Source organism: Paracoccus saliphilus (assembly GCF_028553805.1).
GTDB lineage: Bacteria > Pseudomonadota > Alphaproteobacteria > Rhodobacterales > Rhodobacteraceae > Paracoccus > Paracoccus saliphilus.
Genome location: NZ_CP067140.1, coordinates 2,898,200 through 2,923,570, shown reverse-complemented (window position 1 = coordinate 2,923,570; position 25,371 = coordinate 2,898,200). Strand labels below are relative to the sequence as shown.

General features: G+C 62.5%; 30 protein-coding genes. 15 read left to right on the top strand and 15 right to left on the bottom strand.

Annotated features, from left to right (window positions below; translation table 11 throughout):
• Positions 1-6: 6 nt before the first annotated feature.
• Positions 7-675 carry a pyrimidine 5'-nucleotidase gene (locus JHX88_RS14125; protein WP_076523666.1) on the bottom strand — a complete coding sequence of 223 codons (669 nt, stop codon included), beginning with the start codon at positions 673-675 and terminating at the stop codon, positions 7-9.
• Positions 676-740: 65 nt separating this feature from the next.
• Here JHX88_RS14125 and JHX88_RS14120 point away from each other — a divergent pair, with 65 nt between their 5' ends.
• The 3 genes from JHX88_RS14120 to JHX88_RS14110 are packed head-to-tail and all read left to right on the top strand — an operon-like array spanning position 741 to position 2,675.
• The gene (locus JHX88_RS14120; protein ID WP_076523837.1) at positions 741-1,370 is read left to right on the top strand and encodes a GntR family transcriptional regulator; all 630 of its coding nucleotides are present in this window, start codon (positions 741-743) and stop codon (positions 1,368-1,370) included.
• Entirely contained in the window at positions 1,363-2,022 is a 660-nt protein-coding gene (locus JHX88_RS14115) for a DNA-3-methyladenine glycosylase family protein (RefSeq protein ID WP_076523664.1), read from the top strand. Before JHX88_RS14120 ends, JHX88_RS14115 begins: the two co-directional genes overlap by 8 nt.
• A gap of 2 nt (positions 2,023-2,024) precedes the next feature.
• A complete protein-coding gene (locus JHX88_RS14110) occupies positions 2,025-2,675 on the top strand; it encodes an alpha/beta hydrolase (protein WP_419182341.1) in 651 nt (216 codons plus the stop codon).
• A gap of 37 nt (positions 2,676-2,712) precedes the next feature.
• Here JHX88_RS14110 and JHX88_RS14105 read toward each other — a convergent pair whose 3' ends face one another.
• Positions 2,713-3,141: a VOC family protein gene (locus tag JHX88_RS14105; RefSeq protein WP_076523835.1), complete on the bottom strand. Its 429-nt coding sequence runs from the start codon at positions 3,139-3,141 to the stop codon at positions 2,713-2,715.
• A 191-nt stretch (positions 3,142-3,332) separates the two neighbouring features.
• Here JHX88_RS14105 and JHX88_RS14100 point away from each other — a divergent pair, with 191 nt between their 5' ends.
• Complete coding sequence (locus JHX88_RS14100; RefSeq protein ID WP_076523660.1) at positions 3,333-3,932, top strand: HNH endonuclease; 600 nt, start codon at positions 3,333-3,335, stop codon at positions 3,930-3,932.
• Positions 3,933-3,942: 10 nt separating this feature from the next.
• Here JHX88_RS14100 and JHX88_RS14095 read toward each other — a convergent pair whose 3' ends face one another.
• Positions 3,943-4,338, bottom strand: coding sequence for a hypothetical protein (locus JHX88_RS14095; protein WP_141225755.1), 396 nt, complete (start codon positions 4,336-4,338; stop codon positions 3,943-3,945).
• A gap of 11 nt (positions 4,339-4,349) precedes the next feature.
• On the opposite strand from JHX88_RS14095, the gene arfB reads away from it, so the two are divergent.
• From arfB to JHX88_RS14080, 3 genes are read left to right on the top strand one after another with little or no spacing between them, the layout of a single operon-like run.
• Positions 4,350-4,772, top strand: coding sequence for an alternative ribosome rescue aminoacyl-tRNA hydrolase ArfB (gene arfB, locus JHX88_RS14090; RefSeq protein WP_076523658.1), 423 nt, complete (start codon positions 4,350-4,352; stop codon positions 4,770-4,772).
• Complete coding sequence (locus JHX88_RS14085; RefSeq protein ID WP_076523655.1) at positions 4,769-5,221, top strand: NUDIX hydrolase; 453 nt, start codon at positions 4,769-4,771, stop codon at positions 5,219-5,221. The genes arfB and JHX88_RS14085 overlap by 4 nt, the downstream gene beginning before the upstream one ends.
• A gap of 29 nt (positions 5,222-5,250) precedes the next feature.
• Positions 5,251-6,693, top strand: coding sequence for an inorganic phosphate transporter (locus tag JHX88_RS14080; protein ID WP_076523652.1), 1,443 nt, complete (start codon positions 5,251-5,253; stop codon positions 6,691-6,693).
• A gap of 4 nt (positions 6,694-6,697) precedes the next feature.
• Here the strand turns inward: JHX88_RS14080 and pncB are convergent, their stop codons facing one another.
• Both pncB and pncA read right to left on the bottom strand, forming a co-directional pair.
• The gene (pncB, locus tag JHX88_RS14075; protein ID WP_076523649.1) at positions 6,698-7,990 is read right to left on the bottom strand and encodes a nicotinate phosphoribosyltransferase; all 1,293 of its coding nucleotides are present in this window, start codon (positions 7,988-7,990) and stop codon (positions 6,698-6,700) included.
• Positions 7,991-8,062: 72 nt separating this feature from the next.
• Positions 8,063-8,659: a bifunctional nicotinamidase/pyrazinamidase gene (gene pncA, locus JHX88_RS14070; protein ID WP_076523647.1), complete on the bottom strand. Its 597-nt coding sequence runs from the start codon at positions 8,657-8,659 to the stop codon at positions 8,063-8,065.
• Between the two features lie 115 nt (positions 8,660-8,774).
• On the opposite strand from pncA, the gene trhO reads away from it, so the two are divergent.
• Entirely contained in the window at positions 8,775-9,674 is a 900-nt protein-coding gene (gene trhO, locus JHX88_RS14065) for an oxygen-dependent tRNA uridine(34) hydroxylase TrhO (RefSeq protein WP_076523833.1), read from the top strand.
• 62 nt (positions 9,675-9,736) lie between these two features.
• Here trhO and lexA read toward each other — a convergent pair whose 3' ends face one another.
• The 4 genes from lexA to trpC form a co-directional block, all read right to left on the bottom strand.
• Positions 9,737-10,450: a transcriptional repressor LexA gene (lexA, locus tag JHX88_RS14060; protein WP_076523645.1), complete on the bottom strand. Its 714-nt coding sequence runs from the start codon at positions 10,448-10,450 to the stop codon at positions 9,737-9,739.
• Between the two features lie 100 nt (positions 10,451-10,550).
• Positions 10,551-11,729, bottom strand: a complete 1,179-nt coding sequence (locus tag JHX88_RS14055; protein WP_076523643.1) for a molybdopterin molybdotransferase MoeA — start codon at positions 11,727-11,729, stop codon at positions 10,551-10,553.
• Positions 11,726-12,199, bottom strand: a complete 474-nt coding sequence (gene moaC, locus JHX88_RS14050; protein WP_076523640.1) for a cyclic pyranopterin monophosphate synthase MoaC — start codon at positions 12,197-12,199, stop codon at positions 11,726-11,728. Before moaC ends, JHX88_RS14055 begins: the two co-directional genes overlap by 4 nt.
• Positions 12,196-12,987, bottom strand: coding sequence for an indole-3-glycerol phosphate synthase TrpC (gene trpC / locus JHX88_RS14045; protein WP_076523638.1), 792 nt, complete (start codon positions 12,985-12,987; stop codon positions 12,196-12,198). The genes moaC and trpC overlap by 4 nt, the downstream gene beginning before the upstream one ends.
• Before the next feature lie 138 nt (positions 12,988-13,125).
• On the opposite strand from trpC, the gene JHX88_RS14040 reads away from it, so the two are divergent.
• Genes JHX88_RS14040 through JHX88_RS14020 form a run of 5 tightly spaced genes read left to right on the top strand, consistent with a single transcriptional unit; the run spans position 13,126 to position 17,351 of the window.
• Positions 13,126-13,866, top strand: coding sequence for an energy-coupling factor ABC transporter ATP-binding protein (locus tag JHX88_RS14040; RefSeq protein WP_084202865.1), 741 nt, complete (start codon positions 13,126-13,128; stop codon positions 13,864-13,866).
• A complete protein-coding gene (locus JHX88_RS14035; protein WP_076523636.1) occupies positions 13,841-14,455 on the top strand; it encodes a CbiQ family ECF transporter T component in 615 nt (204 codons plus the stop codon). The genes JHX88_RS14040 and JHX88_RS14035 overlap by 26 nt, the downstream gene beginning before the upstream one ends.
• 1 nt (position 14,456) lies before the next feature.
• A complete protein-coding gene (locus JHX88_RS14030) occupies positions 14,457-15,020 on the top strand; it encodes a biotin transporter BioY (protein WP_076523634.1) in 564 nt (187 codons plus the stop codon).
• Between the two features lie 19 nt (positions 15,021-15,039).
• Positions 15,040-16,245 (top strand): AMP-binding protein, encoded by a 1,206-nt coding sequence (locus JHX88_RS14025; RefSeq protein WP_272848035.1) that lies wholly within the window; start codon positions 15,040-15,042, stop codon positions 16,243-16,245.
• Positions 16,245-17,351, top strand: a complete 1,107-nt coding sequence (locus tag JHX88_RS14020) for a thiolase family protein (protein WP_076523632.1) — start codon at positions 16,245-16,247, stop codon at positions 17,349-17,351. Before JHX88_RS14025 ends, JHX88_RS14020 begins: the two co-directional genes overlap by 1 nt.
• Here JHX88_RS14020 and JHX88_RS14015 read toward each other — a convergent pair.
• From JHX88_RS14015 to JHX88_RS13995, 5 genes are all read right to left on the bottom strand, one after another.
• On the bottom strand, positions 17,341-18,027 hold the full coding sequence (locus JHX88_RS14015) for a nitroreductase (protein ID WP_076523827.1): 687 nt from the start codon (positions 18,025-18,027) through the stop codon (positions 17,341-17,343). The genes JHX88_RS14020 and JHX88_RS14015 overlap by 11 nt on opposite strands.
• A gap of 108 nt (positions 18,028-18,135) precedes the next feature.
• Positions 18,136-19,347: an NADP-dependent isocitrate dehydrogenase gene (locus tag JHX88_RS14010; RefSeq protein ID WP_076523630.1), complete on the bottom strand. Its 1,212-nt coding sequence runs from the start codon at positions 19,345-19,347 to the stop codon at positions 18,136-18,138.
• Positions 19,348-19,506: 159 nt separating this feature from the next.
• Positions 19,507-20,424 carry a DUF6454 family protein gene (locus tag JHX88_RS14005; protein WP_076523627.1) on the bottom strand — a complete coding sequence of 306 codons (918 nt, stop codon included), beginning with the start codon at positions 20,422-20,424 and terminating at the stop codon, positions 19,507-19,509.
• A gap of 92 nt (positions 20,425-20,516) precedes the next feature.
• The gene (locus tag JHX88_RS14000) at positions 20,517-21,647 is read right to left on the bottom strand and encodes an HD domain-containing protein (RefSeq protein ID WP_076523624.1); all 1,131 of its coding nucleotides are present in this window, start codon (positions 21,645-21,647) and stop codon (positions 20,517-20,519) included.
• 47 nt (positions 21,648-21,694) lie between these two features.
• Positions 21,695-22,357: an alpha/beta hydrolase gene (locus JHX88_RS13995; protein ID WP_076523622.1), complete on the bottom strand. Its 663-nt coding sequence runs from the start codon at positions 22,355-22,357 to the stop codon at positions 21,695-21,697.
• A 170-nt stretch (positions 22,358-22,527) separates the two neighbouring features.
• Here JHX88_RS13995 and iscR point away from each other — a divergent pair, with 170 nt between their 5' ends.
• Positions 22,528-22,986: a Fe-S cluster assembly transcriptional regulator IscR gene (gene iscR, locus JHX88_RS13990; protein WP_076523620.1), complete on the top strand. Its 459-nt coding sequence runs from the start codon at positions 22,528-22,530 to the stop codon at positions 22,984-22,986.
• A 162-nt stretch (positions 22,987-23,148) separates the two neighbouring features.
• Here the strand turns inward: iscR and chrA are convergent, their stop codons facing one another.
• The gene (gene chrA, locus JHX88_RS13985) at positions 23,149-24,336 is read right to left on the bottom strand and encodes a chromate efflux transporter (RefSeq protein ID WP_076523618.1); all 1,188 of its coding nucleotides are present in this window, start codon (positions 24,334-24,336) and stop codon (positions 23,149-23,151) included.
• A 93-nt stretch (positions 24,337-24,429) separates the two neighbouring features.
• On the opposite strand from chrA, the gene JHX88_RS13980 reads away from it, so the two are divergent.
• Complete coding sequence (locus JHX88_RS13980) at positions 24,430-25,299, top strand: urea carboxylase-associated family protein (RefSeq protein WP_076523616.1); 870 nt, start codon at positions 24,430-24,432, stop codon at positions 25,297-25,299.
• Positions 25,300-25,371: the final 72 nt, after the last annotated feature.

The window sequence follows — 25,371 nt, the reverse complement described above, 5'->3', positions numbered from 1 at the left end:
AGGGATTTATGCCGGAACGATCTTCCGCAGGAACGCGGTCAGATCGGGGGTCTGATGCTGGACATGATCACCAATCCCGCCCGGCCCCGCAAGTGCGTTCGGGCCATCGCGTCCCTGTCCGACCAGTACGGTGCGCATTCCCAATGAATGTGGGACAATGAGGTTGCGGGGATCGTCCTCGAAAAATGCGGCTCGGCTTGGATCGATTCCCGCCTGCCGCATCACGGATGCATAGGCCTCCTGCTCCGGCTTGGGAATGAAATCCGACTCTTCTACACCGTAAATCGCTTCGAACCCGTCCAGTCCCAAAGCCGCTAGCACCTTGCCCGCATAGGTCGAATCGCCATTCGTATGAACCAGCTTGCGCCCCGGAAGCGCAGAGATCGCCCTGGCCAGATCCGGCGCTGGCGGCAGCACCGAAAAGTCGATGTCATGCACCTCGTTCAGATAGGCAACCGGATCGACATCATGTTCGGCCATCAACCCGGCCAGCGTGGTTCCGTAAGCGGCCCAGTAATCGCGCCGCATCCGATTGGCCTGTTCCGCAGTGACCGAGTATTCGCGCATGACGAAAGCAACCATGCGCCGCTCGATCTGCGCGAACAGATTCACCTCGGGCGGATAAAGCGTGTTGTCCAGATCGAAGATCCAGATATCGGTGTCCTTGAAATCCATACTTGTCGCATATCCCGGCGACTGCGCGCTTGCAATTGCCGCGCGCCCGGCCAATCGTGTCGGTCATGAGAGATGATGCATATTCCCTGATCCTCGCCGCGATCGAATCCGGCACCTATCGCCCCGGCGACCGGCTGGTCGAATCCGAGCTGGCCGAGCGTTTCGGCGTGTCGCGAACGCCGGTGCGCGAAGCCCTGCAGCGGCTCGAGACACAACAGATGCTGGTGCGTGACGGACGTAGCCTGATCGTCGCTTCGCTCGATCACAATCAACTGGCCGAACTTTACGTCGTGCGGGCCGAACTGGAAGCACTGGCGGCGCGGCTGGCCGCCCGTCACGCCACACCAGAAGAGGTGCGGGTGCTGGCGCAGATGGTAGCCGAGGACCAGAAGGCGGTGGGCGATCCCGAGGCATTGGCACGGGCGAACAAGCGTTTTCATCGGCAGATCCATCTGGCCTCGCATAACCGCTACCTTGTGCAGCAGCTTGATCTTGTGCATCGCAGCATGGCGCTGATGGCCCAGACCTCGCTGGCGGCCGAAGGGCGCAGCGAGACGGCGCTGGCCGAGCATATGCGGATCGTCGATGCGATCGCGGCAGGCGATGGCGATGCGGCGGATCAGGCGTTGCGCCAGCATATCTCGATGGCCTGGGAAACGCGGCTGAAGCTCGAAGCGCAGGCAGATCATGGCTGAGCATGCGCCGGGCCTGTCACAGGGGCCGGGACGGCTGATCGAAACAAAGGCCGATCTGGCCGAAGGTGCGGCCTATCTGACCCGGATCTGCCCGGTCTGGGCGCGGGTGCTGCCGGAACTGGGTCCATTGCCCTTGCGACGCCGTCCTGATGGGTTCGAAGCGATAGCGAGTGCCATCGTGTCGCAACAGATCTCTATTGCCGCGGCGGGTTCGATTTGGGATCGGATGGTGGCGGCGGACCTTACCACTCCCGGCGGGATCGTGGAGGCAAGCGACGAGGAAATGCGCGCTGTAGGGCTATCGCGCCCCAAGATTCGCTACCTGCGCGGGATTGCCGAAGCGGAGCTGGACTGGCCCGGCCTGCGCGACATGCCCGATGACGAGGCGATTGCCGCGCTGGTCGCGTTGCCGGGGATCGGTCTCTGGACTGCCGAGATTTACCTGAAATTCGCATTGGGACGGGCGGATGTTCTGGCGGCGGGCGATCTGGCGCTGCAAGAGGCAGCGCGGATGCTTTACGGGTTGGAGGAACGCCCTGGCCCGGCCGCGCTGCGGGAAATGGCCGAGCCGTGGCGTCCCTGGCGTTCGGTTGCAGCGCGGGGACTGTGGGCCTATTACCGGCAGTTCAAGGGACGTGAAGGGATCAGGTGAGCATGGAATTGAAATCCGCCCGAAAGGGACCCGAGAATGCCGATGCGGTTGTCGTGTTTCTGCATGGCTATGGCGCGGATGGCGCCGATCTGCTGGGGCTGGCCGATCCCCTTGCGCCACATTTGCCTGGCACGGCATTCTACGCCCCCGACGCACCCGAGCGTAGCGTCAACAATCCGATGGGTTACCAGTGGTTTCCGATCCCGTGGCTGGACGGCTCGACCGAAGAGCAGGCCAAGGAGGCGATGGCACGCTCGATCGATGCGCTGAACGCCTATCTGGACAAGGTGCTGGCCGATGAGGGGCTGACCTCTGACCGGATGGTATTAGTCGGTTTTTCACAGGGTACGATGATGGCGCTGCATGTCCTGCCGCGTCGCGAGCGTGAAGTGGCAGGGATCGTCGGTTTCTCGGGACGGCTTTTGCTGCCCGAACGGCTGGAGGCCGAGACGAAGGTGAAGCCGCCGGTGCTGCTGATTCATGGTGATGCCGATCCCATGGTTCCCTTCGAGGATATGAAACTGGCCGGCGAGGCGCTGGAAGGCGCTGGCTTCACCGTCTATGGCCATGTGATGGAGGGCACCGGCCATGGTATCGCGCCCGACGGGTTGTCGGTAGCCTTGGGTTTCCTGAAGGATCGCTTGGGCAAGTAGGCGGGCAGCCGAAGGTATTTCCATCAAGGAGAAGTACTCATCTCCAGAGCGCCGGATCGGCCAGTTCTATGGAGTTTCCGGCCGGATCGCGGAAATAGATCGAGCGGGCGCCGCTCGGCCAATGAAAATCCGCTTCGATTTCGACATCCTGCGAGATCAGATAGTTGCGCCAGTCATCAAGCCGGTCTTGCGCTACGGCGAGGCAGAAATGCCCAGGGCCGTGCGCGCCGTGGGGCGGCACTGGAAGCTTCGCGTCGGGCGCAGGTGGTTTTTCGGTGGCTTCTGCACGAAAGATCAGCAATACCTGCGGGTGCGGTGCATCGGTTATGCGGAAAAAGACATGGCGTCCGGGAACGGCCGCGATTTGTTCGAACCCCATGACATCCGCCCAGAAGCTGGTCATGCTGTCCAGATCCTCTGCGTAAAGGGCGCTTTCCAATGTGCCGAGAACCGGCGGGGCTGATATCTTCATGACCGCCAGACTGCCATCTGGGAGGGACGCGGGCAAGTTGTCATGGGCTTGTCATTCTGACACGCTATTTGATCCATGCATCGGATACATCCGGGGGCTTGTCAGAATCTGGCCACGATATATAGTCGGCTTATGGAGTGATGGGCGCCTCGGTCAGGTCGAGACGGGGCAGGCAGGAACGCAGAATGCTGGATAAATCTCATCAGACGGAGTTTCGAACCCAGTTCGTGCGGGAACCGGGCAATCTGCGCCATCATCCGGCGCTCGTGCTGAACGCGGATTACCGGCCTCTCAGCTATTACCCGCTTTCGCTCTGGCCCTGGCAAGAGGCGATCAAGGCGGTGTTCCTCGATCGGGTCAGCATCATTGCCGAATATGACGAGGTCGTACGAAGTCAGCGACAGGCCTTCCGGATACCCTCCGTCGTTGTCCTGAAAGATTATGTGAAACCTCAGAAGCGCGTGGCATTCACGCGCTTCAATCTTTTTCTGAGGGATGAATTCTGCTGCCAGTATTGCGGAGCGAAGGGTGAACTGACCTTCGATCATGTCGTGCCGCGATCACGCGGCGGGATTACCAGTTGGGAAAATGTCGTTGCAGCCTGCTCGCCCTGCAATCTACGCAAGGCCAATCGCAGCCTGCGCCATTGCGGCATGAGCCTGCGCCGCAGGCCGCGTCAGCCTTCCCCCGAGGAAATGCATGCCATCGGCCGCCGATTCCCGCCCAACCATCTGCATGAGAGTTGGATGGATTTCCTCTATTGGGATGCCGAATTGGAAAGCTGAGTCAGCCGGATCAACGGTCGTGATCGTGCCAGTTCCGCGTTGAAAAATGAAGCAGGGCGGCCCCCGTCAAGGCCACCAGAAGCAGGGTGATCAGCGGTACGCCTGCGGCAAGGCTGGCCCAAAGGGTAATGGCGGCTGCAAGGATCACCGCAACGATCAACAGCAAAAAATGCGGTAAGGGCATGTGGCTTCTTCTCCTTGCCCTCAATATGGGGCCTGCGGCGGCGGATGAAAAGGATTCGTCACCGGGCACGAGCCAATTTGTTGGCATGGGCCTCGCGCCAGCGGAAGTTTTCCGATGGAGGAACAAGGCATTGTCGGGCTGTTTCTGGACGTCGCCTGAATGATTATCGTTTTTTTCATCCATGTCATGTTTGTTGTTTTGAATGATGAGATAAACCGCCATATCTAGTGGTTATGATTTACGTGTCCGAGAATATTGCGATTGAAGAGTGGGAGTTGTCCGAGCATTTTACACGGGCTCAGGGACCGGGTGGTCAGAACGTGAACAAGGTCGAAACCGCAGTGGAGCTGCGATTCGAGGCGGCGCGTTCGCCCAATCTGCCGGATCAGGTTAAGCGGCGGCTGCAACGCCTTGCGGGGCGGCGCTGGACTTCGGACGGCGCGGTGGTGATCCTCTCGCAGGAAACCCGCAGCCAGTCCCGTAACCGCGAGATCGCCCGTGATCGGTTGGCCGATCTGATCCGGCGGGCGCTGACGGCGCCCAAGCGGCGGATTGCGACCCGCCCCACGCTCGCCAGCAAGAGGCGGCGCTTGAAGGCCAAGACGACGCGTGGGCAGGTCAAGGCACTGCGTGGCCGGGTGGAGTCCGACGAATGAACATGTTGCGCAGATCGATCCGTATGCTTTTGGGGAAACGTCCCTTGTCCTTGCAGGTGGGCGCGCTGTGCATTGATCCCGAGACGGGCCGGGTGCTGCTGGTCACCAGCCGGGGGACCGGGCGGTGGGTCATTCCCAAGGGCTGGCCGATGGAGGGGCACAGCCTGCCCGGTGCCGCCGCTCGCGAGGCATGGGAAGAGGCCGGGGTGGAAGGCCGGGTCACCCATGAAGAGATCGGCCGCTATAGCTATGACAAGGAACAGGATAGCGGCTTTGCGGTGCCTATCGAAGTCGCGGTCTTTCCTCTGCATGTCGAGAAATGCAAAAAAAGCTTTCCTGAAGCCGCGGAACGTGAGCGTCGCTGGTTCACTCCTGAAGAGGCGGAGCCTATGGTTGCCGAACCCGGTTTGAAAAAGATTTTGCAGGGCCTGTCCCGGATGCGGGGCTAGGGCACGGGCACCGGAGGAGGGGCATCGATATGAGGCTTGGCAAGCGCGGCTTTCATATCCTCGACAAGGATCTGGGTCGGATTACCCATGTCGAGACGGCGCAGGTCCATGCGTTTCGGCCAGTGCTGCGCTTGGGGCTTGCGATCTTGCTATGCGTTGCGGTGCTGATCCTGTCGATGGGGGTGATGGGGCACGATCCGGGCTTCGTCGGCATGGGAGCGGGGTTGATTGTCGCCTGCTGGCTGGGTCTTGCGATCGGATCGAACGACGTGGCGAACTCGTTGGGGCCGGCCGTGGGCGCGGGGGCCATCGGTCTGCTGCCGGGGCTTGTGCTTGTGGCACTGGCCGAGATCGCCGGGGCCAGCCTGGCCGGTGGAGCCGTCACCCACCGTTTGGCAGGCGGTATTTTCGAGGCCGGGTTTCTTGCATCGGCGGAGCAGGAGCAGATGCTGATGCTGGCAGCCCTCATCGGTGCTGCCAGTTGGATCACGCTTGCAAGCGGGGCCGGACTGCCTGTCAGTACCTCGCATTCCATTGTCGGGGCCATTGCGGGGGCCAGTATGGCGGCGCTTGGATTTGCGTCGGTGCATTGGAATACCTTGCTCTCCATCGCTTCGGCCTGGATCATCTCGCCCCTGATGGCCGGGGCTCTGGCTGCCGCGATTCTTGCCTTTGTCACGATCTATGTGCGCGAAGCTTCCGATCGCGCGACGGCTGCACAGCGCTGGCTTCCCGTGTTGATCGGAGCGATGGCGGGACTGTTCCTGGCTTATCTGGCATTGTTGATCACCCGCCGCTTGGGTGTCTGGCCGTTGCCGCTTGTTCTGGCCGCATTGCTGGTCGCCTTGCCGGCGGGTTGGACGATGCGATTGCGTCTCAGGGCCGAATTTTCCGGGGATCAGGAAAAGCCGCGCATGAAGCATCTGTTCCGCCCACCCTTGTTGGCGGCGGTGGTTATCATGGCTTTCGCGCATGGTGCCAATGATGTTGGCAATGTTGCCGGTCCCTTGTCGGTGATCCTTCCGATGGGAGGCGCGGGCGATAGCTTGCAGGTCCCACTATTGGTGCTGTTGATGGCGGGGCTGGCGATCGCCCTGGGTACGCTTCTATTCGGGCGGCGATTGGTCGCCATGGTCGGGACCGGCATCACGAGGCTGAACCCGGTCCGCGCTTTCTGCGTCTCGCTGGCGACGGCGGCAACCGTGTTGGTCGCGTCCGGCGCGGGACTGCCCGTATCGACAACCCATGTCGCTGTGGGGGGGATCTTCGGAGTGGGGTTCGTGCGCGAATGGCTTGACCGGCGCCGCAACCGCAACCGCGAGGCATTGCCCGCCGAGGAAACCCGCCGTCGCCTGCTTATACGCCGCAGCCATGTCGCCACGATCACCGCGGCCTGGATCGTGACGGTGCCTATGACGGCGTTTCTGGGGGCGGTAAGCTACCTGTTGATCAGGCTGGCGACCGGGATGTGAGAGCTCAGACGATAACCTTCTCGGCGACCTGATCCCCCAAATCGAACACGCGCTTGTAGCGCTCGACCTCACCCGCCGGGCCCATTGCCTTGGCCGGGTTGTCGGACAGCTTGACGGTCGATTGTCCATTCGCGGCAACCGCCTTGCAGACCAGGCTGAACGGGGCCAGTCCATCACCCGGAACCAACCCGCGAAAATCATTGGTCAAGAGGGTGCCCCAACCGAAGCTGACCTTGACCCTGCCATGGAATTGCTTGTGCAATTCAATGATCTTGGCAACGTCCAGCCCGTCCGAGAAGATCACCAGCTTCTTGCGGGGGTCTTCGCCCCGTTCCTGCCACCAGCGGATCGCGGCCTCGGCCCCTGTTGCCGGGTCCCCGCTGTCGATGCGAATCCCTGTCCAGCCCGCCAGCCAGTCCGGCGCGTGTTTCAGAAAGCCCGCGCTGCCATAGGTGTCGGGCAGGATGATGCGCAGATTGCCGTCATGTTCCTCGTGCCAATCGGCCAGCACGTCGTAGGGCGCCCGGCGCAAGGTATCGTCATCCTTCGCCAACGCGGCATAAACCATCGGCAATTCATGCGCATTGGTGCCAATGGCCTCGATGTCGCGATGCATGGCGATCCGGCAATTCGACGTGCCGGTAAAACGATTGCCCAACCCCTCGATCATCGCCTGCACGCACCAGTCCTGCCACAGGAAACTGTGCCGCCGGCGCGTACCGAAATCGGCGATCAGCAAATCGGGCAGCTCTCGCAGCGCTTCGATCTTTTCCCATACGCGAGTCATGGCGCGTGCATAGAGGACCTGAAGCTCGAATCGACCAAAATCCTTCAGCGCGGCACGCGAACGCAGTTCCATCAGGATGGCCAATGCCGGGATTTCCCACAACATCACCTCTGGCCAGCTTCCCTCGAAGGTCAGTTCGTATTGCCCGTCGCGTTTCTCGAGCTGATAGGGAGGCAGTTGCAGCCCTTCCAAAAAACTCATGAAATCGGGCCGGAACATCTGGCGCTTGCCGTAGAAGGTATTACCGCGCAGCCATGTGCTTTCGCCCCGCGTCAGTGACAGCCCCCGCACGTGGTCAAGTTGTTCGCGCAACTCGCCTTCGTCGATGATCTCGGCCAGGCGAATGGATTTGCTGCGATTGATCAGGCTGAAGGTGACATTCGTGTCAGGGCGGTTGCGAAACACCGACTGGCACATCAGCAGCTTGTAGAAATCATTATCGATCAGCGATCGCACGATCGGGTCGATTTTCCATTTGTGATTATAGACGCGCGTGGCGATATCGACCATGACCGGGCTCCTGAACAACGATCCTCTTGGTGCCTGTTGGCGGCGGGTCATGCAAGAGCATGAGCCGGGTTGTTAACGCAATGAGACCCCCGCGCCGCGCATGTCGGCCCGAGCCTTCTCGAGGCTGCCATCCAGGTCGATGGCGCGGGTGGCCTCTTCGATGACGGTCACGGCAAAGCCCAGCTTCGCGGCATCGATGGCGCTCCAGGCGACGCAGAAATCATGGGCGAGGCCGACAAGGCTCAGATCGGTCAAGGCGCGCTCGCGCAGATATCCTGCCAGACCGGTCGGTGTCTCGTGATCATTCTCGAAGAATGCAGAATAGCTGTCGATCCGTGGCCGGAAACCCTTGCGTATCACCAGGTCGGCCCGGTCGAGCTCCAAGCCGGAATGAAACGCCGCCCCCTCGCTGCCGATGACGCAATGGCGCGGCCACAGGGCCTGCGGGCCATATGGCATTTCGATCAGGCTGAACGGCTCGGCGCCCGGATGGCTTTCGGCAAAGCTGGTGTGATCCGCGGGGTGCCAGTCCTGGGTCAGCACGACCGCGTCGAATTCGTCCATCAGCGCGTTGATCGGTGCGACGATCTGGTCGCCCTCTGCCACGGCCAGCGCGCCGCCAGGGCAGAAATCGTTCTGCATGTCGATGACGATCAGGGCCCTGGGCATTGTCACCTCCTTTTGCCTCAACCTATGGGTAGAAAGCGCTAACAGTCGCGTCAATGCCTTACAGGACGCCCGTGCCCCCTTGCCTTGCCGGGTTAAGCTGGCTTATGCCCCGCCCATGTTGATCGTTGCCGCCCTTTATCACTTTACCAGGTTCACGAATCCCGCCGTCTTGCATGGGCCCCTGCTAGCGGTGTGCGAGGCGAGTGGTATTCGCGGAACGCTGCTGCTGGCGCGCGAGGGGATCAATGGCACCATCGCGGGCAGTCGGACGGGCATCGATGCGGTGTTGGCCCATATAAGGTCGCTGCCCGGTTGTGCAGGGCTTGAATGGAAAGAGAGCCCCGCCGAAACCATGCCTTTCGGCCGCATGAAGGTGCGTCTCAAGCAAGAGATCGTGACAATGGGGCAGCCCGATGTCGATCCGGTGGCTGCGGTCGGGCATTATGTCGATCCGGCGGATTGGAATGCGCTGATCGCCGCGCCGGATGTCGCGGTGATCGACACCCGGAACGACTATGAAACCGAGATCGGCACATTCGAGGGCGCGGTCGATCCGGGCACGAAATCCTTCCGCGAGTTTCCCGAATGGTGGCAACAGAATGCGCATCGCTTCCACAACAAGCGCATCGCCATGTTCTGCACCGGTGGAATCCGCTGTGAGAAATCGACGAACTACCTGTTATCGCAGGGAGTGACAGAGGTTTTTCACCTCAAGGGCGGTATCCTTAAATATCTCGAAGAGATGCCGGAGGAGGAGAGTCTCTGGCGAGGAGAATGCTTTGTCTTCGATCAACGCGTCAGTCTGACCCACGGGCTTGGACAGGGGCGGCACCTCCTCTGTCACGCCTGCCGTCGCCCCTTGGCGCCCGAGGATCGTGCTCGCCCCGAGTTCGAAGAGGGGGTGAGCTGCCATCGCTGTCTGCAGGAATATGACGATTCGGATCGCGCCCGTTTTCGCGAACGTCAACGCCAGTTCGATCTTGCAGAGAAGCGTGCGATGCAAAACCCGGATTAAGCCGTAGCACTGTGGGTGGAAATTGTCATTCGGCGGATGGCAATGCAACTGCCATCATGCCGTCAATAATTTCGGATCAGGCCGACCAGCCGCCCCTGCACCTTCACTGCATGTTCAGGCAGAACACGTGTTTCATAGGCAGAGTTGGCAGCTTCCAGCGCGATCATCTTGCCCTTGCGGCGAAAGCGTTTCAGCGTCGCCTCGGTTCCTTCGATCAATGCCACGACAATCTCGCCATTCTCGGCTTTGTCCTGCTGGCGGATGATCACGACATCGCCATCATGAATCCCGGCATCGATCATCGAATCGCCTCTCACCTCCAGTGCATAGTGATCATCGTTCCCTGTCAGCATGCTGCCGGGAACCGAGACGTGATGCGCGACCTCCGAGATCGCCTCGATCGGAACACCGGCCGCGATCCGACCCATCAGAGGCAGGTCGATCGCCCCGCTATCCATGAGAGGCATCGCGCCGCGCGGCTGTTTTGGACGTGGATTGCTGATGACCGTGGGAGAAAAGCCAGTGGCGGGCTTGGCGGAACCGGCATCCTGCTTCGACAAGGTGTCGGGCAAGCGGACAATCTCGAGCGCACGGGCCCGATGCGGAAGGCGACGGATGAAACCGCGTTCTTCCAACGCTGTCACGAGCCGGTGAATCCCGGATTTGGAACGCAGATCCAGCGCATCCTTCATTTCGTCGAAAGAGGGCGGAACCCCGTCCCGCGTCATCCTTTGACTAATGAATTCCAGCAGTTGTATCTGCTTTTTCGTCAGCATCTGCCCGTCCTCATGTAGCAGGGTGTTCTGCTAATGTTCTAGCCCATGAATCGAATCACGTCAATCTACATACGCATTTGAACGGGGTTTCGGTTAAGTGTCAGTGAAACAGGGGAAGGTAATCCATGATCTCGCCTTCCTGTCTTGCGGGATCGTGCGGTGGACGGATCAGCAATGCATCCGCCTGTGACAATACCGACAGGAGAGACGAATCCTGATTGTCGAACGGGGCGATGAGAGGCAGCTCTTCACCATCTTTCAGTTTGGCCCGCATATAGTGCTGGCGGCCGCCTTCCGGAGGCAGGGCGGCGGATAGCCTTGCACGAAAACGACGGGTCTCATCGGGCAATCCCTGCATCGCGCGGATCAGTGGTTGCATGAAGACTGTCGCGCAAACGATTGCAGACACTGGATTTCCGGGAAGCCCCAGCATTGCGTTTTGACCGATCCGTCCGGCCATCAGCGGTTTGCCCGGACGCATGGCGATCTTGTAGAACGCCCGCTCCATTCCCAAGGATTCAGCCACTTTCCCGACCAGATCGTGATCGCCCACCGAGGCGCCGCCGATGGTGACCAGCAGCTCCGAATCCTGGGCGCGGGCAAAGCTGTCGCGCAGGCTGTCTTCGCTGTCACGTGCGATCGGTAGAATTTCCGACTCGGCGCCTGCAGCACGGGCGATCGCGGCGACGGCAAGGTCGTTGGAACTGATGATCTGGCCCTCGGACGGGGTTTCACCGGGCCGCACCAATTCATCCCCACCCGCCAGAACGGCGACTTTCGGACGTTTCGCCACCGTCACCCGCGGCAGGTTCATCGCCGCGAGCAGGGCGATATCCGCAGCAGACAGAAGCCTACCGGGCTCGATCCTGTCGCCTTCGCTGAAATCACATCCCCGACCGCGGATATATGTGTCACGTGAAGAGGCAGTAATAGTCAGCCAATCGCCATCGCGCTGCGTATTCTCCTGCATCTCGACCCGGTCATAGCCGGATGGAACGGCGCCGCCGGTAAATATCCGGATCGCGGTGCCGGGCTCGGCCGTGCCCGTCCAGGGATGGCCTGCCGCCGATTCCCCGATCACCCGCAGGCGTTGCCCAAGATCGGCATGACGCAACGCATATCCATCCATCGCCGCCGAGTCGAAAGGCGGCTGCGTCATGCGCGAGATCGCCGGTTCCAGCAATACCCGCCCGGCAGCCTGATCCAGCGAAAGCGTCTCAGGACTTGCAGCACCGGCCAGCGACAGGACCTTGGTCAAAGCCTCTTCGACTGAAATCATCGGTTCGCCTCGTAATCTCCTGACTTGCCGCCACTTTTTCGCATCAGGCGAATGCCCTCGATACGCATCCCCTTTTCGGCAGCCTTGAGCATGTCATAGATGGTCAGGCAGGCGGTCGAGACCGCAGTCAGCGCCTCCATCTCGACGCCGGTTCGACCGGCCGTGCGCACCGTCGCGGTGACGCGAATGCCGGGAAGATCGGGATCGGGGTGCAGATCCAGCGTGACTTTCGAGATCGGCAGTGGGTGACAAAGCGGGATCAGATCAGAGGTGCGCTTGGCCCCCATGATCCCCGCCAGCCGCGCGACTCCCATGACGTCGCCCTTCTTCGCCCCGCCCTCGGCGAGCGAGAGGGTTTCGGGCAGCATGATCACGCAACCCTCGGCCACCGCCTCGCGCGCGGTCTCCGCCTTTTCCGAAACATCGACCATATGTGCCTGGCCGGATTTGTCGAAATGCGTCAGGCTCATGCCGCGGGCTCCAGGATGGCACGGGTGGCGGCGGCGACGTCGGGCTGCCGCATCAGGCTTTCGCCAATCAAAAAGCGGCGCGCGCCGATCTGCATCATCTCGGCCAGGTCGGCGGGGGTGAAAAGGCCGCTTTCGCAGACGATATCGCGGTCTTGCGGAATGCGTGGCGCAAGTTGGCGCGTGACATCAAGAGTGACATCGAAGGTCTTGAGATTGCGATTATTTATGCCGATCAACGGTGATTTCAGCCGCAAGGCGCGGTCGAGTTCTTCGGCATCATGCACCTCGATCAGCGCATCCATCCCCCAATCCATCGCAGCGTCCTCGAGTTCAGCCGCCAAAACGTCATCCACCGAGGCCATGATGATGAGGATGCAATCGGCGCCCCATGCCCGCGCCTCGGCGACCTGATAGGGATCGTGAAGGAAGTCCTTGCGCAGCGCGGGCAGGCTGCAGGCATCGCGTGCGGCGCTCAGGAAATCGGGCGCGCCCTGAAAGCTGGGTGCATCGGTCAGCACAGACAGGCAGGCGGCGCCCCCCGCTTCATAGGCGCGGGCCAGCGAGGGTGGATCGAAATCGGCTCGGATAAGACCCTTGGAAGGGCTGGCCTTCTTGATCTCTGCGATCAGCGCGGGGCCGGTTGCCACCTTCTCGGTAAGGGCGCGGGCAAAGCCGCGCACGGGCGTGGCCGCGCGGGCGGCTGCCTCGATATCGGCCAGTGGACGCGCAGCCTTGGCGGCGGCGATCTCGTCCAGCTTGTAGGCCTTGATCTTGTCCAGAATATCCATGCTGCGGTTCTAACGCTGCGCGTTCGGCGAGGGAAGGGGCAACACCTGTGCATGTGCATTTTGGCTGGACCGGCGGGCATTGCTTGTGCGATGCCTGCGCCCGATCCAATGCCGACCGGAGTTCAGGGAAAGCCCGATATGGAAACAGTCAAGCCAGCGACAGCCCCGGTTCTGCTTGAGAATGTGGGCTACCGGATCGGCGGTATCGCTGTGTTGTCCGGGATCTCGTTGCGCTCCGACGCGATGCGGATCGGTGTGATCGGGCGAAACGGATCGGGGAAGAGCACGCTTGCGCGGCTGATCGCCGGGCTGCTGGAGCCGGAACCGGGGCGGATCCGGATCGAGGAGGTCGATGTCTTCAAGGACCGCCGCGCTGCCATCCGCACCGTGGGAATCCTGTTCCAGAACCCGGAACATCAGATCATCTTTCCCACCGTGGTGGAAGAAATCGGCTTCGGTCTGCGCCAGCTTGGCCAGAGCAAGCAAGATGCCGAGGCCGGAGCGTTGGCCATGCTGGCAGAGTTCGGCAAGGCCCATTGGAAGGACGCGCCGATTCACGCGCTGTCGCAGGGGCAGAAGCATCTCGTCTGCATGATGTCGGTGTTGGCGATGCGCCCCCGGCTTCTGGTGCTGGACGAGCCCTTCGCGGGGCTGGATATCCCGACGCGGATGCAGCTGACGCGGCAGTTGAACGCAAGCGGGACGCGGCTGCTGCATATCTCGCATGACACGCGCGACCTGGAAGGTTACGATCAGGTCTATTGGCTCGACGAAGGAAAAATCCGTGCGAGCGGCCCGCCCGCGCAGCTTCTGCGCGATTTTACCAACGAGATGACCCGTATCGGGGGTGGCGATGATCTCTCTCACCTCGCCAGTTAGAACATGGGCGCATGGCTGGCCTGCCGGGGTCAAGCTGATGGGGTTGTGCCTGACCACGATGCTGCTCTTCGTGATCGACGGCATGGCAGTCCAGGTTGTAGCGCTTCTGGCGGTTCTGCTGCTCTATTGCCTGCCGGGGCGGGCGTTCCTGCGCAGCGGGCTAACGCATCTGCGGGTTCTGGTCCCCTTTATCGTCATCGTGCTGATCTGGCATTTCGTCACGGATGATCTCACCCTTGGGGTCAAGACGATCCTGCGGATGATCACCGCCGTTGCGCTGGCGAATCTTGTCACCATGACCACGACATTGACCGAATTGATGGATGTGGTGCACCGTCTGATGGCGCCGCTGCGCAGGCTCGGGATATCGACCGCGCCGCTGGAGATCGCGATGCCGCTTCTAATCCGCTTTGCGCCGGTGCTGATAGAGCGGGCGCAGTTGATGTTTCAATCATGGCGGGCACGCTCGGTCCGCCGCCAGAACTGGCGGATCGTGCTGCCGATGATGCTCTTGGCGCTTGACGACGCGGATCGTGTCGGTGAAGCCCTGAAGGCACGCGGCGGAGCCCTGCCCAACAAGGAGAGATGAGATGGAAAAAGACCTTGCCCGTATCGCCCTGTTCGCGGCGCTGATCGCGATCCTGGGACTGATCCCCAAGATCGCGCTTGCCTCCGGTGTGCCGATCACCGCCCAAAGTCTTGGCGTGATGCTGGCAGGCGCGGTTCTTGGCGCAAGACGGGGTGGCCTGGCGGTCCTGCTGTTCGTCTTCGCCGTCGCGCTTGGATTGCCGCTTCTCGCCGGAGGACGTGGCGGGCTTGGCGTCTTCGCGTCGCCGACGGTCGGCTTCGTCATCGGCTTCCCGGTCGCCGCTTTCGTGACCGGCCTGGTGGTCGAGCGTCTGCGCATGGTTCCACCCGCGATCAGCGCGGGTCTCGGGGCCTTCATCGGCGGAATCGTCGTGATGTATGCCTTTGGCACCGTCGGTATGGCCATCGTGCTCGAGAAAAGCCTGGTCGAGGCGGCGCTGCTGAACACGGCCTATATTCCCGGGGACCTGCTCAAGGCTGGATTGACCGGCATGCTGGTTGCAGCCGTCGCAAAACTGCGCCCCGAGATGCTGTCATGGTACCGCCCCTCCGGGCAGCGTATCTGAGCGCCGGGCATCAGGGCGGATGATGGAAGAATTGGCGCTGGATATGCGGGATCGCTGGTTCATGCGATCTGCCGACAGCGCCATTCTCTCTTGCGGTGCCCAAGGGCAGAACCGCCCTGCCATCGCAGCATTGCTCGATTGTATCGAGCGGCACTTGCCCATCCATGCCCGGCAGGGTGAAGGGACCGCCATCTCGGCCGTGGATTCACCGGTGAATGCAGGGCGTCCGCTTCTGTATTGTCAAAGCTCGGGCAGCACCGATCTGGCCAAGACCATCCGGCGCAGCCACGCCTCGTGGATCGCGAGTTTCGAGGTCAATCGCGGGCGCTACACCCTAGGGAAGCACGACCGTTACGCGGTGTTGGGCAGCCTTGGCCATTCCCTGTCGCTCTATGCCGTGACCGAGGCTTTGCATCTGGGCGCGGACATCCTCGCCTTGGGTGGTGACAGCCCGCGTGCGCAGGTCGTCGTGCTGCGCGAGGCGAGGGCAAGCGTGCTCTATTCGACACCGTCGCAGCTAAGATTGTTGCAGCGTGTCGATGCGGGTGCGTTGCCTGATATCCGCTTGGTATTCTGCGGAGGAGGTGCGCTTGGTACGGATGAGCGTGCCGATCTGGCAGAGCTTTTCCCGAATGCCGAGCTTTTCGAGTTCTACGGGGCGTCCGAGACCAGCTTCATCACGATCAGCACTGCCGATACTCCACCGGGATCGGTTGGCCGCGCCTATCCCGGGGTGACGCTGAAGCTTCGGCCGGTCGCTGGCGAAGATGCCGAGATCTGGGTCAGCAGCCCCTATCTGTTCGACGGCTATGATGGGGGCAGGGCCGGTGATACCCGATGGGATGGCGATTTCCTGACCGTGGGCGAGATCGGCCGGATGGACCGGCAGGGCAACCTGTTCCTGCGCGGGCGCAGATCGCGCATGGTGACGGTGGCCGATGTGAATGTGTTTCTCGAAGATGTCGAGCAGGTGATGCTGGACGAGTCCGCAGGCCGTGCCTGTGCCGCCGTGGCCGTCCCGGATGCCTTGCGGGGAAATGCGGTGATCGGATTTGCCGAGGGCGCGGCTGACGAAGCGCTGGCCGAACGCATCAAGGCCCGCTGCCGCGCCGCCCTTGGCTCGCACGCGGTGCCTCGCCGGATCGGCTTTCTCGACCCCATGCCGATGCTGCCTTCGGGCAAGCCCGATCTCGTGGCGCTACAACGCCTCGCCGGAGGGGGCTGATGCGCCGCTCCTGTATCGTGGCGGCAAGGCGCAGCGCAGTCGTCCCAAGGGGCGGCGCGTTCCGGGCGCTGGAATTGCAGGATCTCGCCACACCGGTCATCCACGCGGCCCTCGCGGATGCCGGGATCGCCGCAGCGGAGGTGGGCGAACTGATCCTTGGCAATGCGCTCGGTGCCGGGGGAAACCCCGCGCGGGTGGTGGCCCTGGCCAGCGATTTGCCCGAGCGTGTGGCGGGGCTCACGATTGATCGGCAATGCTGCGGTGGGCTGGATGCGATCCTGTTGGGCGATGCGATGATCCGCGCGGGGCTACATGACGTGGTCATCGCGGGCGGGGTGGAGAGCTATTCCCGCCGTCCCTTGCGGCTGCGCAGCTTCGCGGATGGGCGCGAGCCGCAGCCCTATGACCAGCCGCCCTTTACCCCATGGCCCGAGCGCGATCCGGAGATGTCCACCGCCGCCGGAGCATTGGCGGAGAAGCTTGGAATATCGCGCGAGGCGCAGGAGGATTGGGCCGTGCAGAGCCACGCCAGGGCGCTTGCCGCCATGGCCGCTATGCAGGCCACCGAAATCGCCCCCGTCGCGGGCGTTTTTACCGACAGCTTCGCCCGTAGGCTGACGCCGCAAACTTGCGCCCGCGCCAGGCCTCTTGCCGGAACCGTCACGACGGCCACAACGGCAGTTGCCGCCGATGGCGCCGCGGTCTGCATTCTCGTCTCGGACAGGTTGGTCGAACGGACGGCGCGGAGCGGTCCCGAGATCGTCGCGGGCACAACAATCGGTGGTGATCCCGAATTGCCGGGTCTCGCCCCCATCGCCGCCATTCGCTCGGTGCTGACGGACGCAGGTCTCGCCCCTTCCGATATCGGCATTGCCGAGATCATGGAGGCATTCGCGGCACAGGCCATCGCCTGCCAGCAGGGGGCGGGCCTCGACCCCGATATCGTCAATCCCGGTGGAGGGGCGCTCGCCCGTGGCCATCCAATCGGGGCAAGCGGAGCGATCAACGCGGTGCGGCTGGTTCACGAGATTCAGCCGGGGCAATACGGTCTGGCCGCCATCGCCGCCGCCGGAGGATTAGGCACGGCTCTCTTGCTCAGGAACTGATGTCGAAGCCGTGGAAGCGGGTGAAAACCGGCAGATCGTCCCGCTCGGTCCGAACCCGGTTCACCGGTGCGTCCTTGTCCGCCACGCCAAGCGCGATCCCGCAGACAACCATCTCGCCCTCGGGCAACTCAAGATGGCGATGTACCACCGGCCCGTATTGGGCGAGCGCCCCGATTCCACTGGTCGCATAGCCCTGATCCTCAGCGGCCAGCAGCAGGGCCATCAGCGACATGCCCAGATCCATGAAGCAACCCTTGCCCATGGCCCGGTCGATGGTGACGACGATCCCGACCGGTGCGCCGAAGAACTCGTAATTGCGTTCGAACTGATGCCGGCGCGCCTCGATATCCCGTCGTTCGATCCCGAGCGCCGCATACAGGGCGTAACCCGCCGCGACCTGCCTTGACTTGAGTTCCTTGGGCATCGGTTCGGGGAAATAGGAATATTCCCGGCTCTGCGGCTCTCCCGCCGCGATGGCCGATTTCAACGACTGAACCAGCCCGTCCAGCGCGGCTCCGGTCAGAACATGAAATCGCCCCGGTTGCAGGTTCGCGCCGCTCGGTGCGGTCCGTGCAAGCCGCAGGATTTTTTCAATCTTCGCGCGCTCAACCGGCTCCCCCGTAAAGGATCGGATCGAGCGCCGCCGCGCCAGAAGCTTCTCGAACTCACTCTGCATGCCGTTCAGACACTCCTTGCTCAAAGCCGACTTCTTCTTCAGGAAAATATCCCCGCCGGAGGCAAGTAGGGCCGGGCGATCCGCCCGGCCCGTTTTCATTGCGAGGCGTTACGCCAGCGCCTTGTCCAGATATTCGTCGACCTTTTCCAGGAAGCCCATGGTGGTCAGCCATTTCTGATCCGGGCCGACCAGCAGGGCGAGGTCCTTGGTCATGAAACCGTCCTCGACCGCCTGAACCGTCACCTTCTCCAGCGTTTCGGCGAATGTAGCGAGCTTTGCGTTGCCGTCCAGTTTCGCGCGGTGCTTCAGGCCGCCTGTCCAGGCAAAGATCGAGGCGATGGAGTTGGTCGAGGTCGCGTTACCCTTCTGATGCTCGCGGTAATGGCGGGTCACGGTGCCATGCGCGGCCTCGGATTCGACGATCTTCCCGTCCGGGGTCATCAGCACCGAGGTCATCAACCCAAGCGAGCCAAAGCCCTGCGCGACGGTATCCGACTGCACATCGCCATCGTAGTTCTTGCAGGCCCAGACATAACCGCCCGACCATTTCAGCGCCGAAGCGACCATGTCGTCGATCAGCCGGTGCTCGTAATGGATGCCCTTCTTCTTGAACTCGGCTTCGAATTCCTGCTCGTAGACCTCCTGGAACAGATCCTTGAAACGGCCGTCATAGGCCTTGAGGATGGTGTTCTTGGTGGACAGGTAAACCGGCAGACCACGGTTCAGACCGTAATTCAGCGATGCGCGGGCGAAATCCCGGATCGATTCATCGAGGTTGTACATCGCCATGGTGACACCGGAGCCCGGAGCCTGGAAAACCTCCTTCTCGATGGTCTCGCCATCATCGCCGACGAACTTGATCGACAGCTTGCCCTTGCCGGGGAACTTGAAATCGGTGGCGCGGTACTGGTCGCCGAAAGCGTGACGGCCGACGATGATCGGTTGGGTCCAGCCCGGAACCAGGCGCGGCACGTTCTTGCAGATGATCGGCTCGCGGAAGATCACACCGCCCAGGATGTTGCGGATCGTGCCATTGGGCGAGCGCCACATCTTCTTGAGGCCGAATTCCTCGACCCGTGCCTCGTCGGGGGTGATGGTGGCGCATTTCACGCCTGCGCCATACTGCTTGATTGCCTCTGCCGCATCCACGGTGATCTGGTCGTCGGTGCGGTCGCGCTCTTCGATACCGAGGTCGTAATATTTCAGGTCGATATCCAGATAGGGCAGGATCAGCTTTTGCTTGATGAAGTCCCAGATGATCCGGGTCATCTCGTCGCCGTCGAGCTCGACGACGGGGTTTTCTACCTTGATCTTCGACATGGGTGTTCCCTTCGGCTATAGGATTCGCTGACGGCGTCATAGCGGATTACAATCGGGAAGGAAAGCGTTGTATGCTATTGCATACCGTTGTGCCTTGACCAGCCGTTGCCTCCAACCCGAAGCGAGGCGCCAAACCCCGCCGGCCGAACTGCCGGGATGTCAGTCCAGACGCGCCTCATAGACAAAAATACGGCTTTCATCGTCCTCGGGCATGAACCAGGCGCGCAGCCCTCCTTCGACAGGGGCCATCCAGACGGGATTATGCGTCATAACCAACCCGTCCTCTGTCCAGAGCGGAACAGGTGCCTGATGAATGGGCCGGTTGCCTTTCAGATCGATCAGTTCCGCCCCGCCTAGTGCGAATTCGGTGTCATTGACGCCGTATTTGGCGATCCCGGTGCACAACGCCTGTCCCGGCGCGGCAAGCTGGCAATCCTGGTAATCGACATAATGGCTGGGGTTCGGCACCATCAGCTCATCACGCGGAATATCGGCATTGGTGACCGTGCCTGCCTCGTCCAGCGTGAAGCCGTAGAATCGGCGCGATCCCCAGCTTACGGCATGCAGCGTATCGCTGGCCGGGTCGCGGAGAATACCGCCGATATGGTCGGGATAGCGAAAGACCTCTTCTGCCTCCATGGTCTCGGGATCGACGCGATAGACGATACTGGCCGAGTTCGGGCGGTATTCGGCGACCGGCACCCACAGATTCTCGCCATCGAAATCTATGCCGCCCGGATGATAGATATCGCCATCGGCGAGCGTGATGCTGTCGACCAGATTGCCTTCCATGTCCATCTTGAACAGATGTCCCACGCCTTCCCCTGCGCTGCGGTCCATTCCGTCGCGCGGGGCGTCGTAATTCTCGGTCGGGGTGACGATCTCGACCGAGGAGACGAAGATATGATCTCCGATGATCGCCATTCCCTGCGGGTGGTGGGTGGAGAACTGGACGGGAACGGTCTCGACCGCTTGCCATTCGGTGCCGCGCGTCAGGGATTTGACCCGGTCGCCCAACTCGTCGGCATGGACGGAAAATGGGGTGCAAAGCGTGATTGCGATGGCGATATGGCGCATGTCGATCCTCCGAAGCTGTTCGCTGCTGGATAGGCGGATCGTGACAAGGAAATATGACAATTGCCAGCACGGTGACGGGTTTTGTCACGCACTCACGCCACGAAGTGATGGCGCAGTTCCTGCCAGAGCCAATTCCAGATCTTTGGCGCGCCCCGTTCGATCCATGGCCCCACCCGCGCCTCGATATCGCCGAGAGAGACGTCGTATTCGACCCATCCCGCGCCGCCGGAGCGCAGGTTCTGGATGGCTGGCTGGCACCGGTCCAGAGCCTTGGCAAAGATGGCGTCAGGTGTTTCCACCGCTTCGAATTCCTGCCAGAGCGACAGGAATTCCGTGGCTTGCGATTTGGGCAAAAGGCCGAATATCCGTTCCGCCGCCGCGGTTTCGGCGGCCTGCACAGCCGCTGAATGATGCGCCTGCCCACCGGCCGAATGCAGCGGCACATCGCCGGTATCGATCTCGACCAGGTCATGCAGCAACAGCATTCGGATGACGCGCCCGGTATCGACCCCGGCCTCGGCATATCCACCCAGGACCAGCGCGTAGAGTGCCAGATGCCAACTATGCTCGCCGCTATTCTCATGGCGCGAGGCGTCGATCAGCGTATTGGCGCGATAAACCGATTTCAGCCGGTCGGCTTCGGCCAGGAAACGCATGCGTGCGGTCAGGTCGCCGCCGGGCAGGGCTTGCCCGTCCAGCAGGGCATCCGCGGCCTCCATCGCCTCGGGCCATTCGCCGCGCAGGCGTGAGGCGCGCCCCCCGGACATGTTGTCCCGCACGATGGCCACGTGATCGGCCAGCGGCTTGTCGGCCATCAGCACCTGGAACAAGGGTTGGCTGTGATCCATCCGCTTGGCCATCCGGGCGTCCGGCGTCTCTGCCGCCTCGAATTCCCGCCACAATGCGTGCAATGTGTCGCCATCCGGGGCAAGGCCGAACAGGCGCGTGGCGGCCCGCTCTTCGGCCTCCGCGATGGCAGAGGCGTCATGGGACAGGTGGATCGGATGATCGCCGGTGTCGATCTCGACCAGGTCATGCAGCAGGATCATGGCGATGGCGCGATCCGATGCGCCAAAGACCATCGCGTAAAGGGCGACATGCCAGCTGTGCTCGGCGCTGTTTTCCGGGCGGGAAAGATCCATCAACACATTCGCCCGCTCGACCGATTTCAGCCGGTCGGCCTCGCAGAGGAAGGTGAAGTGGCGGGGGAGATTACCATTCATGGATGCTGCTCTCCCCCAATTGCCTGGCCGGGCAGGTTGCCTGTCTGTCAGCGCGTCGACTCGGTCAGTCGACGCCGCACATAGCCCTGCACGGTCTCGATCATCGGCTTCATATGCGCCTCGTCGTCGCGGAAGAAGTGATCGGCGCCCTCGATTTCCTCGTGGGTAATGGTGATGCCCTTCTGCTCGCGCAGCTTGCCGACCAGGGAATGGGTGTCCTTGGGCGGCGCCACGCGGTCGGCGGTGCCGTTGATGATCAGCCCGGAATTGGGGCAGGGGGCGAGGAAGCTGAAATCATACATGTTCGCGGGTGGCGCCACGCTGATGAAGCCGGTGATCTCGGGGCGCCGCATCAGCAGTTGCATCCCGATCCAGGCACCAAAGCTGAAACCCGCGACCCAGCAATGCTTGGAATTCGGGTTCATCGCCTGCAGGTAATCCAGCGCCGAGGCCGCATCCGACAGCTCGCCCACACCCTGGTCGAACTCGCCCTGCGAGCGGCCCACACCGCGGAAATTGAACCGCATCACGGTAAAGCCCATGCTGTGGAAGGCGTAGTGCAGGTTATAGACCACCCGGTTGTTCATCGTGCCGCCATATTGCGGATGCGGATGCAGGATGATGGCAATGGGGGCGTCAGGTATACCGGGCTGGGGATGGTAGCGGCCTTCGAGGCGGCCTTCGGGGCCCGGAAAAATCAACTCTGGCATCGTCTTCCTTCAGCGGCTTGGAGGTTTCTTGACGCATTCGCGCGGGGCTTCTAGACGGAGTATCTGGGAAGCCTGCGCAGCGCGCGCAAGAAACGGGCCTCCGGGGCATAACGCAGTGGTGCGGGGGCCGTCAATCTGTGGCGGGATTGCCGCAGGGGAGGAACAAAGACATGAAACTGTCAACCAAGGGGCGCTACGCCATCATCGCGCTGGTCGATCTGGCGATCGCGCGCGGTGACGAACTCACCTCGCTGGCCGAGATCTCGAAGCGCCAGGATATCTCGTTGCCCTATCTCGAACAGCTTTTCGTCCGCCTGCGCCGCGCCGAGCTGGTGACATCGGTCCGTGGCCCCGGCGGTGGCTATCGCCTCGCCCGTGCGCCCGAAACGATCCGCGTCGCCGAAATTCTCGAAGCCGTGGACGAAACGGTCAGTGCGATGCATGTGGGGGCAGGGGCGTCGGGCGGCGTGTCGGGCTCACGCGCGCAGACGCTGTCGAACCGGCTGTGGGAAAGCCTGTCGGCGCATGTCTACGTGTTCCTGCACAACCACTCGCTGGCAGATGTGGCCAAGAACCAGCTCTTGCCATGTCCGGCACTGCCACAACTGCTGAACGTGGTGGATGAATAGAGGCACCATGCCGGGTTGTTTTGAGTAAACCGGAACTTTGTATTTTTCATGAAAATATTTCGGGGCCGCTGCTAGGCGCGCCGCCGGTTCGAGAGACCTGCCGGTAACGGGGCTGGCCCACAGCGTCGCGGGCTGTTGGTCCATCCCGCCTGCCGTCTGTTCTCAGGCGATCAATGCCAGTGCCATGCCGCCAAGTGCGCCTGCGATCACCACCTGCCAAGCGGGCCTGCGCCACAATGCCAGCATCAGGAACAGCGCCACGGCCAGCGCCAGGTCGGCGTCGTCGCGAATCCCGCCGGTAAAGACCGGATCATAAAGGGCATGTCCCAGGATGCCGACGACCGCCGCGTTGGCTCCGGCCATCGCATGCCGTGCCAAAGGCAGCTTGGACAGCGCGGCCCAGAAGGGCATGGCGCCGGCCATCAGCAGGAATCCCGGCAGGAAGATCGCGACCAGCCCAACCAGGGCCCCGGGAATTCCGGCCGCCACCTGCCCAAGCCAGCCCGCGAATGTAAAGATCGGCCCCGGCATGGCCTGCGCCGCTCCGTATCCGGCGAGGAAGCTGCTTTCCGGAACCATTCCGCCGGTGCCGCTTTGCAGGAGCGGCAGGACCACATGCCCGCCGCCGAAGACCAGCGCACCGGCGCGGTAGAAGACATCCGCGATCTGCGCCAGCGCTCCGCTGCCCGCGATCAACGGCAAGCCGATCAGCAACAGCGCGAAGACCATGAGGCATGCCGCCCCCCTTCGCCTGGAAAGGGCGCGCAGGGGCGGGGTGGCGAGCTCGCTGGATGGCGGCGCGACGCGCAGCGCAAGGCCCAGGCCCGTGCCAAGCAGGATCGCGGCGATCTGCGCCAGTGAACCCGCCGGTGTCAGGGCGATCAGCGCCAGCGCCGCCAGCGCAATCCCCGCGCGGGGGCCTTCGGGCGCAAGGTTTCGGGCCATTCCCAGCACTGCATGGGCGACCACCGCGACGGCGGTGATCTTGAGGCCCGCGATCAGGCCTCCGGCCAGGCCCGTCTGCGGCGGTGCCGCTCCGACCAGCGCCGCCAGCAGGATCATCGCGATCGCCGAGGGCAGGGTGAAGGCAAGCACCGCGGTCATCGCCCCGGCAAAGCCGCCCCGCTGCCATCCCAGGGCAAAGGCGGTCTGGGACGAAGCCGGGCCGGGCAGGAACTGGCTGAGCGCGAGGATCTCGGCATAGGCATCGTCGCTGATCCAGCGGCGGCGCTGGATCAGTTCGGCCCGGTAATAACCCAGATGCGCGATGGGGCCGCCAAAGCTGGTCAGGCCGAGCCGCAGGAAGGCAGAGGCGATTTCGGGCAGGGGGGAGCGGGGCGTTTCCGTCATTTCTGTGTCCCTAGTGCCCGGCTGTGACAGGATCACGAAATCCGGGATGTTCCGTTCGCGTTTTTCAGGCAGGATGTCTGAAAAGGAGCCGCCATGAAACCCGAATGTCCAGATCACCCCGCCCCGGACGATGCTGCGCGGCGCCGTGCCGTCGCCCCGGTCATCTGCTATCCGGTCGATGCCCTGCCGCGTCCCGACATTGCCGCCTACCGCGCAGTCCGCGAGGGCTGGACCCCTGTCGCGCAGGTGACGGTCCCGCCGCGCGAGGCGCGTTGCTTCGAGGTTCCGGCGGGACATTTCTTTCGTATCACCAGCGTGGAGGGGCCGCAGGTCGGCGACCTGAACCTGTGGTCCGCCGACCTCTCCGAGCGTTTCTATTCCGGCAAGAGCCGGGCGCTGCACGGCACGCATCTTGGCACGGGCGATCGGCTGTGGTCGTCCTTTCCGACACTGAGGCCGTTGGCCACGATCACCGAGGATACGCTGGACTGGTACGGCTTCGACGAATATGGCGGAGGAGTCCATGACGTGATCGGCACGCGCTGCGATCCCTATACGCATAACCTTCTGTCCGATGGCGGGCAGTATCACCATTGCTGCCATTCGAACCTGACCCGCGCGCTGGCCGAACATCGCGGCATGCCGCTGGCCGAGGCAGAGGCTCATGTACATGACGTGCTCAATGTCTTCATGTGCACCGGCTTTACCCGCGACACCGGGCAGTATTTCATGAAGGCGAGTCCCGTGCGCCCCGGCGATTATCTGGAATTCTTCGCCGAGATCGACCTTCTGGGCGCGCTCTCGGCCTGTCCCGGCGGGGATTGCGGCAGCGCGCATTCCTCGGACGAGGCGGCCTGTCATCCGCTTCTGGTCGAACTGTTCCGGCCCGCGAATCCGCCTGCGGGTTGGGCACCGCCCACGCTAAACGGTTATGATCGGACCCATGGGACGGGGAAGGCGTAACCCTCTGTTCGGCCTCTCCGCGCGTATCGCATAATAGAGAGTGGCGCGGAGTGGCGTTTCGCGCTATGCTGC

Bases quoted from the DNA above. Each gene is read 5' to 3' on its own strand.
- JHX88_RS14100 (WP_076523660.1), top strand. From the start codon at position 3,333: ATGCTGGATAAATCTCATCAGACGGAGTTTCGAACCCAGTTCGTGCGG.
- JHX88_RS14110 (WP_419182341.1), top strand. From the start codon at position 2,025: ATGGAATTGAAATCCGCCCGAAAGGGACCCGAGAATGCCGATGCGGTT.
- chrA (WP_076523618.1), bottom strand. From the start codon at position 24,336: ATGACGGAAACGCCCCGCTCCCCCCTGCCCGAAATCGCCTCTGCCTTC.
- JHX88_RS14115 (WP_076523664.1), top strand. From the start codon at position 1,363: ATGGCTGAGCATGCGCCGGGCCTGTCACAGGGGCCGGGACGGCTGATC.
- JHX88_RS14085 (WP_076523655.1), top strand. From the start codon at position 4,769: ATGAACATGTTGCGCAGATCGATCCGTATGCTTTTGGGGAAACGTCCC.
- pncB (WP_076523649.1), bottom strand. From the start codon at position 7,990: ATGGTCGATATCGCCACGCGCGTCTATAATCACAAATGGAAAATCGAC.
- moaC (WP_076523640.1), bottom strand. From the start codon at position 12,199: ATGAGCCTGACGCATTTCGACAAATCCGGCCAGGCACATATGGTCGAT.
- JHX88_RS14025 (WP_272848035.1), top strand. From the start codon at position 15,040: ATGATGGAAGAATTGGCGCTGGATATGCGGGATCGCTGGTTCATGCGA.
- JHX88_RS14125 (WP_076523666.1), bottom strand. From the start codon at position 675: ATGGATTTCAAGGACACCGATATCTGGATCTTCGATCTGGACAACACG.
- trpC (WP_076523638.1), bottom strand. From the start codon at position 12,987: ATGGATATTCTGGACAAGATCAAGGCCTACAAGCTGGACGAGATCGCC.
- pncA (WP_076523647.1), bottom strand. From the start codon at position 8,659: ATGCCCAGGGCCCTGATCGTCATCGACATGCAGAACGATTTCTGCCCT.
- JHX88_RS14040 (WP_084202865.1), top strand. From the start codon at position 13,126: ATGGAAACAGTCAAGCCAGCGACAGCCCCGGTTCTGCTTGAGAATGTG.
- JHX88_RS14035 (WP_076523636.1), top strand. From the start codon at position 13,841: ATGATCTCTCTCACCTCGCCAGTTAGAACATGGGCGCATGGCTGGCCT.
- JHX88_RS14020 (WP_076523632.1), top strand. From the start codon at position 16,245: ATGCGCCGCTCCTGTATCGTGGCGGCAAGGCGCAGCGCAGTCGTCCCA.
- JHX88_RS14120 (WP_076523837.1), top strand. From the start codon at position 741: ATGAGAGATGATGCATATTCCCTGATCCTCGCCGCGATCGAATCCGGC.
- iscR (WP_076523620.1), top strand. From the start codon at position 22,528: ATGAAACTGTCAACCAAGGGGCGCTACGCCATCATCGCGCTGGTCGAT.
- JHX88_RS14055 (WP_076523643.1), bottom strand. From the start codon at position 11,729: ATGATTTCAGTCGAAGAGGCTTTGACCAAGGTCCTGTCGCTGGCCGGT.
- arfB (WP_076523658.1), top strand. From the start codon at position 4,350: ATGATTTACGTGTCCGAGAATATTGCGATTGAAGAGTGGGAGTTGTCC.
- JHX88_RS13980 (WP_076523616.1), top strand. From the start codon at position 24,430: ATGAAACCCGAATGTCCAGATCACCCCGCCCCGGACGATGCTGCGCGG.
- JHX88_RS14000 (WP_076523624.1), bottom strand. From the start codon at position 21,647: ATGAATGGTAATCTCCCCCGCCACTTCACCTTCCTCTGCGAGGCCGAC.
- JHX88_RS14080 (WP_076523652.1), top strand. From the start codon at position 5,251: ATGAGGCTTGGCAAGCGCGGCTTTCATATCCTCGACAAGGATCTGGGT.
- JHX88_RS14030 (WP_076523634.1), top strand. From the start codon at position 14,457: ATGGAAAAAGACCTTGCCCGTATCGCCCTGTTCGCGGCGCTGATCGCG.
- JHX88_RS14005 (WP_076523627.1), bottom strand. From the start codon at position 20,424: ATGCGCCATATCGCCATCGCAATCACGCTTTGCACCCCATTTTCCGTC.
- trhO (WP_076523833.1), top strand. From the start codon at position 8,775: ATGTTGATCGTTGCCGCCCTTTATCACTTTACCAGGTTCACGAATCCC.
- JHX88_RS14095 (WP_141225755.1), bottom strand. From the start codon at position 4,338: ATGGCGGTTTATCTCATCATTCAAAACAACAAACATGACATGGATGAA.
- JHX88_RS13995 (WP_076523622.1), bottom strand. From the start codon at position 22,357: ATGCCAGAGTTGATTTTTCCGGGCCCCGAAGGCCGCCTCGAAGGCCGC.
- JHX88_RS14015 (WP_076523827.1), bottom strand. From the start codon at position 18,027: ATGCAGAGTGAGTTCGAGAAGCTTCTGGCGCGGCGGCGCTCGATCCGA.
- JHX88_RS14010 (WP_076523630.1), bottom strand. From the start codon at position 19,347: ATGTCGAAGATCAAGGTAGAAAACCCCGTCGTCGAGCTCGACGGCGAC.
- lexA (WP_076523645.1), bottom strand. From the start codon at position 10,450: ATGCTGACGAAAAAGCAGATACAACTGCTGGAATTCATTAGTCAAAGG.